Genomic DNA, 6,519 nt, shown 5'->3' with positions numbered 1-6,519 from the left:
CGCCAGCACGCCGGCCGCCAGCAGCACCGCGCCCGCGCCCACCCAGAACGGCACATGGGCGTTGATCCGCTCGCCGAGCATCCCCGCCAGCCACGGCGCCAGCGCCGCTCCGGAGAACCGCACGAAGCTGTACGCCGCCGAGGCCACCCCGCGCTCCACCGGGGAGGCCTTCATCACAGTCTCGGTGATCAGCGTGTTGTTGACGCCGATGAACAGCCCGGCGACCACGACACATCCGGCCAGCACCGCCTTGTGGTCGGTCCACACCGCCATCGCCGCCAGCGTCGCCGTCATCAACAGCAGATTCACCAGCAACGTGCGGATGGTGCCGAAGCGGCGCTGCAACCGCGGCGCGACGAACACCGACGTGAACGCCAACGCCAGACCCCAGCCGAAGAAGATCAGCCCGATCCCGTAGGCGCTCATGTCCAACGGGAACGGCGTGAACGCCAGCAGCGTGAAGAACCCGAAGTTGTACAGCAGTGCGGTGATCGCGACTCCGAGCAGCCCGCGGTGGGCGAGCGCCCGGAACGGGTCGGCCAGCGTGGTCGCGCGCGCCGCCCGCGGTGTCGACGGCAGCAGCAGCGCGGTCACGATGACCGCGACGGCCATCAGCACCGACACTCCGAAGAACGGGCCACGCCAGGAGATGGAGCCGAGCAGTCCGCCGACCAGCGGCCCGACGGCGATGCCGAGGCCGAGTGCGGCCTCGTAGAGGATGATCGCCTGGGCCACCGAGCCCTGCGCCGAGTTGACGATCGTGGCCAGCGCCGTGGCGATGAACAAGGCGTTGCCCAGGCCCCACAGTGCGCGCCAGCCGACGATCTGGCCGATGGTGTCGCTCATCCCTGCCAGCCCCGCGCCGGCGATGATGATCACCAGACCCAACAGCAGGGTGCGTTTGGGTCCGATGCGGCTGGCCACCACGCCGGTGATCAGCATCGCCACCCCCATCACCGCCATGTAGCTGGTGAACAGCAACGACACCTGCGACGGTGAGGCGTTCAGGTTGTCGGCGATCGGTTTGAGGATCGGGTCCACCAGGCCGATACCCATGAATGCCACGACGCAGGCGAACGCGACGGCCCACACGGCCTTGGGCTGACGCCACATGGTTTGTTCAGGCACCGGGCACGGTGCTTCTGTCGGCGGTGTCGTGACGGCGGGCGGCGGTGCCGGGCGCGGTGGCGTCCTCGATCAGCCGTCGCAGAACGACGAGCGCCTCGGTCAGGCACCGGCACTCATCGTCGCTGAGCCGCTCCAGGTACGGATCGACTGCGGCACCGCGGTCCAGCCGCGCCTGCCGCAGCGCCGCGACACCGTCGGGGGTGATCCGGATCAGCACGGCGCGCGCATCGAGGGGATCGGCGGTGCGCGCAACCATGCCGGCGTCCTCGAGCCGGCGGACCTGAGTGGTCATCGTGGGTTGGGAGCAGTGGTCGAGTGCGGCCAGGTCGGAGATCCGCGCCTCGCCCTGGTCCTCGATGGTGGACAGCAGCCGGGCCTGGGCGAAGGGAATCGGCATCCGAACCCGCTGGTTGGCCAGTCGGTTGATCCGGGCCACCACTGCGAGCAAGTCTGCACCGAGCGTTGACGACATGGCACCCATGTTTACATAGGATTGCTATGTATATCAACGGCGCGGCTGGGTGGCGTCGGTCACCACCCGGTCAGGAGTTCAGTGCCCCGGCGACTGGCAGAATCAAGGAATGACCTCGGCCGGCCCGGAGAGCGCCCCTCGACGGACTGGTTCGCTTCAACCGGTCGAACTCGCCCAGGCCGCCGTGATGGCGGCGCTGTGTGCGGCCATCGCGATCATCGCGGTCGTGGTCCCGTTCGCGGCCGGGCTCTCCCTGCTGGGCACCGTCCCGATGGGTCTGCTCGCCTACCGCTACCGGCTGCGGGTGCTGATCGCCGCGACCGTCGCCGGCGGCCTCGTCGCCTTCCTCATCGCCGGCATGGGTGGCTTCATGACGGTGGTGAACTGCGCCTACATCGGCGGGTTGACCGGCATCGTCAAGCGCCGCGGCCGCGGCACCCCGACGGTGGTGGGGACGGCACTCATCGCCGGTGCGCTGTTCGGCGCGGGCACCGTGATCGCGCTGGCGATCCTGAGCCGGTTGCGCAACCTGATCTTCGACTCGGTCACCGCCAACGTGACCGGCGCCGCCGCGGTCATTGCCCGCATCCCGGGCATGGAGGAGGCCTCCGAGCGGATCAAGCAGGACTTCGCGACAGCGCTGGACTACTGGCCGCTGGTGTTCTTCGCCACCGGCGTGTTCAGCATCCTGTTCGTCAGCCTGGTCGGCTGGTGGGCGCTGTCGCGGGTGATGTCGCGGCTGGTCGGCATCCCCGACGTGCACAAGCTGGAGTCGTCGGTGGACGCGGGTCCGGTCGAACCGGTGCCGCTGCAGCTGCGCGATGTCCGGTTCCGGTACCCGGGGTCCGACCGCGACGCGCTGGGACCCGTATCGCTGGCGGTACAACCCGGGGAGCACGTGGCGGTCACCGGCGCCAACGGCTCGGGCAAGACGACGCTGATGCTCGTGCTGTCGGGCCGCGACCCCACCTCGGGAACCGTGGAACGCCCGGGCGCAGTGGGATTGGGCAAGCTCGGCGGCACCGCGGTGGTGATGCAGCACCCCGAGAGTCAGGTGCTGGGCACCCGGGTCGCCGACGACGTCGTCTGGGGTCTGCCCCCCGGTGCGTCGACCGATGTGGGTCAACTTCTCTCCGAGGTGGGACTCGACGGGCTCGCCGAGCGGGACACCGGGGGGCTGTCAGGCGGTGAGCTGCAGCGGCTTGCCGTGGCTGCGGCGCTGGCCCGTGAGCCCTCGCTGCTGATCGCCGACGAGGTCACCAGCATGGTCGACCAGGACGGGCGCGAGGACCTGATGTCGGTGCTGTCCGGGCTCACCCGGCACCACCGCACGTCACTGGTGCACATCACCCATTACAACGACGAAGCCGATGCCGCCGACCGCACCGTCAATCTGACCGGCAACGACTCCGCTGCCGCCGACAATTCCGGCGCCGACAACGTCGAGATGGTCGAAACCGCCGAGGCGCCGGCAGCCAGCGAGGTCGGTGAACAGCCGCGCGGCGCGCCGGTACTCGAACTCAACGGCGTGTGCCACGAGTACGGCAGCGGAACCCCTTGGGCGAAAAGCGCTTTGAGCGACATCGACTTCGCGGTACACGAAGGCGACGGCGTGCTGATCCACGGCCTCAACGGCTCCGGCAAGTCCACCCTCGCCTGGATCATGGCCGGTCTGACCGTCCCGACGTCGGGTAGCTGTCTGCTCGACGGCTTGCCGGTCTCGGATCAGGTTGGTGCCGTAGCGATTTCCTTCCAGGCAGCGCGACTGCAACTGATGCGCAGCCACGTCGCCCTGGAGATCGCCTCGTCGGCCGGGTTCTCGATGTACAACCAGGCGAAGGTGACCGAAGCGCTGCACACCGTCGGCCTGGAGCCCACGCTGGCCGCCCGGCGGGTTGACGAGCTCAGCGGCGGTCAGATGCGGCGGGTGGTGCTGGCCGGGCTGCTGGCCCGTAAGCCGCGCGCGCTGATCCTCGACGAACCGCTGGCGGGCTTGGACGCAGCCTCCCAGCGTGGCCTGCTGCGCCTGCTGGTGGACCTGCGTCGCCGCGAGGGGCTGACGCTGGTGGTCATCTCGCATGACTTCGTCGGGCTGGAGGAGTTGTGCCCGCGCACGCTGCACCTCGAGGACGGGATGCTGGCCGCGGTTCCGACTACGGCAGGGGAACTTTCATGACGGCCGCACCGCGCAAGCAGCGCAGGCAGGTGGTGCTGCTGCGGCCGGTACCGGGCCAGACCGTCATCCACGACCTGTGGGCCGGCTCGAAGCTGCTGATCGTCGCCGGCATCGGAGTGCTGCTGACGTTCTACCCGGGCTGGGTGCCCATCGGCGCCGTCGCCGTGCTGATCGTCGTCGCGGCGCGGCTGGCGCACATCCCGCGCGGCGCGTTCCCGACAGTGCCGAGGGTGTTGTGGGTGCTGGTGGCGCTGGGGGCGATCACTGCGGCGTTCGCCGGCGGCAGTCCGGTGATCCCCGCCGGCTCCGTCGACATCGGTCTGGGCGGGCTGCTGAACTTCCTGCGCATCGCCGCGCTGACGGTGGTGCTCCTCGGACTCGGTGCGATGGTGTCGTTCACCACCAACGTCGCCGAGGTCGCGCCCGCGGTGGCGACGCTGGGCCGCCCGCTGCGCCCGTTGCGGGTGCCGGTCGACGACTGGGCGGTGACGCTGGCGTTGGCGCTGCGGGCGTTTCCGATGCTGTTCGAGGAGTTCCGGGTGCTCTATGCGGCGCGCCAGCTGCGTCCGCGTGACGTCGACGCGACCCGGCGGGGCCGCGGGCGGCGATGGGCCGCCGAGTTGATCGACCTGCTCTCCGCGGCGATCACCGTCGCGTTGCGCCGCGCCGACGAGATGGGCGACGCGATCACCGCCCGCGGTGGCGCCGGGCAGATCTCGGCGGCACCGACACGACCCAAGCGCCGGGACTGGGTCGCCTTCGCGATCGTGATCGCGGTCTGCGGAACCGCCCTGGCGCTCGAGTTGACGGTGCTGGGCACCAGCGGCACCGGCCGCTGACCCCGGAGGCAGCCGCTACGGTGGTTCGCGTGACGGGGTCCCGACCAATCGATGCCGACTTCCTTGCGCTGCCGCGCCATGAACTGGCGGACGCGGCGCTGTCCACGGCGGTTGCGGCCGGAGCGAGCTACGCCGACCTGCGGGTGCACGCCATCACGACCGAGACCACGCAGCTACGCGACGGTGCGCTCGAGAACGCCGTCGTCGACCACGAGATCGCGCTGGCGGTGCGGGTCATCGTCGACGGCACCTGGGGCTTTGCCTCGCACGCCGAGCTCGACACCGCAGCGGCGGCCGAGACCGCGCGGCGTGCGGTGAAGGTGGCGACCACGCTGTCCGCGCTGAACGCCGAGCGCATCGAACTGGCGCCCGAGCCCGTCTACCGTGACCTGTCCTGGGTGTCGGACTACGTCATCGACCCGTTCGCGGTGGCCGCCGAGGACAAAGTCGCGGTGCTGCAGGACTACTCGGGCCGACTGCTGGCCTCAGACGGTGTCGACCACGTGTCGGCGTGGCTGCACACCGCCAAGGAGCAGACGTTCTACGCCGACACGTTCGGTTCGTCGATCACCCAGCAGCGGGTGCGGGTGCTGCCGAATCTCGAGGCGGTCACCGTGGATTCGGCCGCCGGGACGTTCGACACCATGCGCACGCTGGCGCCGCCGACCGCGCGGGGTTGGGAAGCCGTCGCCGGCGACGAGGTGTGGGACTGGACCGGCGAGTTGGCGCAGTTGCCCTCGCTGCTGGCGGAGAAGGCGAAGGCGCCCGGCGTGGTGGCCGGACCGACCGACCTGGTGATCGACCCGACGAACCTGTGGCTGACGATCCACGAGTCGATCGGCCACGCCACCGAGTACGACCGCGCGATCGGATACGAAGCCGCCTACGCCGGGACGTCGTTCGCCACCCCGGACAAGCTGGGCAGCATGAAGTACGGGTCGGCGTTGATGAACGTGACCGCCGACCGCACCGTCGCCCACGGCCTGGCGACCGTGGGTTTCGACGACGAGGGCGTGCGTGCGCAGAGCTGGGATCTGGTGCGTGACGGGATATTCGTCGGGTATCAACTGGACCGGGTGTTCGCACCGCGGCTCGGGGTGGCCCGCTCCAACGGCTGCTCGTATGCCGATTCCGCCCACCACGTGCCGATCCAGCGGATGCCCAACGTCTCGCTTCAACCCAGCGACGACGACGTCAGCACAGACGACCTGATCGCCCGGGTGGCCGACGGTATCTACATCGTCGGTGACAAGAGCTGGTCAATCGACATGCAGCGCTACAACTTCCAGTTCACGGGGCAACGGTTCTTCCGGATCCGTGACGGCAAGCTCGACGGGCAGATCCGTGACGTCGCCTACCAGGCGACCACCACCGACTTCTGGGGAGCGCTGGAAGCGGTCGGCGGGCCGAACACCTGGCGGCTGGGTGGCGCGTTCAACTGCGGCAAGGCGCAGCCCGGTCAGGTCGCCGCGGTCAGCCACGGCTGCCCGTCGGCCTTGTTCAGGGGCATCAACGTGCTCAACACCCGTGAAGAGAGCGGGCGGTAGAACAGTGATCACCGCACAACAGGTAGTCGACATCGCGCTGGCCGAAGCCCGGCGGCTCGGCAGAGCAGACGAAACCATCGTGTTGGTCACCGATCGCATTGATGCCTCACTGCGCTGGGCGAACAACACGATGACCACCAACGGCGAATCGACCAACCGCACCACCACGATCATTTCGGTTGTGCGACAAGGCAACGACGCACGCGTCGGATCCGTGCGGTCCAGCTCGGTGAACCCGAGCGTCATCACCGACCTGGTGGCGGCCTCCCAGCAGGCCGCCGCAACGGCGCCGCACGCCAGGGACGCCGCGCCGGCACTGCCGGCTGCTGACGCGCCGCCCGACTGGGATGCGCCGGT

General features: G+C 69.6%; 5 protein-coding genes and 1 pseudogene. 4 read left to right on the top strand and 2 right to left on the bottom strand.

Annotated features, from left to right (window positions below; all coding sequences use genetic code 11):
- The coding region (locus tag WA944_RS07405) for an MFS transporter (protein WP_526646669.1) at positions 1–1,113 on the bottom strand (1,113 nt) is incomplete at its 3' end.
- Positions 1,114–1,120: 7 nt separating this feature from the next.
- The gene (locus WA944_RS07400) at positions 1,121–1,600 is read right to left on the bottom strand and encodes a MarR family winged helix-turn-helix transcriptional regulator (RefSeq protein ID WP_526374222.1); all 480 of its coding nucleotides are present in this window, start codon (positions 1,598–1,600) and stop codon (positions 1,121–1,123) included.
- A gap of 109 nt (positions 1,601–1,709) precedes the next feature.
- On the opposite strand from WA944_RS07400, the gene WA944_RS07395 reads away from it, so the two are divergent.
- The 4 genes and pseudogenes from WA944_RS07395 to WA944_RS07380 form a co-directional block, all read left to right on the top strand.
- Positions 1,710–3,776 carry an ATP-binding cassette domain-containing protein gene (locus WA944_RS07395; protein WP_526374221.1) on the top strand — a complete coding sequence of 689 codons (2,067 nt, stop codon included), beginning with the start codon at positions 1,710–1,712 and terminating at the stop codon, positions 3,774–3,776.
- Complete coding sequence (locus WA944_RS07390) at positions 3,773–4,615, top strand: energy-coupling factor transporter transmembrane component T family protein (protein ID WP_526610553.1); 843 nt, start codon at positions 3,773–3,775, stop codon at positions 4,613–4,615. Before WA944_RS07395 ends, WA944_RS07390 begins: the two co-directional genes overlap by 4 nt.
- A gap of 29 nt (positions 4,616–4,644) precedes the next feature.
- Complete coding sequence (locus tag WA944_RS07385) at positions 4,645–6,162, top strand: metallopeptidase TldD-related protein (RefSeq protein WP_526370466.1); 1,518 nt, start codon at positions 4,645–4,647, stop codon at positions 6,160–6,162.
- Between the two features lie 4 nt (positions 6,163–6,166).
- Positions 6,167–6,519, top strand: a pseudogene (locus WA944_RS07380) (TldD/PmbA family protein); the annotation flags it as partial.

This window comes from Mycobacterium sp. (assembly GCF_049683355.1).
GTDB lineage: Bacteria > Actinomycetota > Actinomycetes > Mycobacteriales > Mycobacteriaceae > Mycobacterium.
The sequence above is the reverse complement of the archived record's forward strand: the minus strand, read 5'-3'. Positions and strand labels throughout refer to the sequence as shown.

Coding starts and splice junctions, on each gene's coding strand:
- WA944_RS07400 (WP_526374222.1), bottom strand. CDS start 1,600: ATGTCGTCAACGCTCGGTGCAGACTTGCTCGCAGTGGTGGCCCGGATC.
- WA944_RS07395 (WP_526374221.1), top strand. CDS start 1,710: ATGACCTCGGCCGGCCCGGAGAGCGCCCCTCGACGGACTGGTTCGCTT.
- WA944_RS07390 (WP_526610553.1), top strand. CDS start 3,773: ATGACGGCCGCACCGCGCAAGCAGCGCAGGCAGGTGGTGCTGCTGCGG.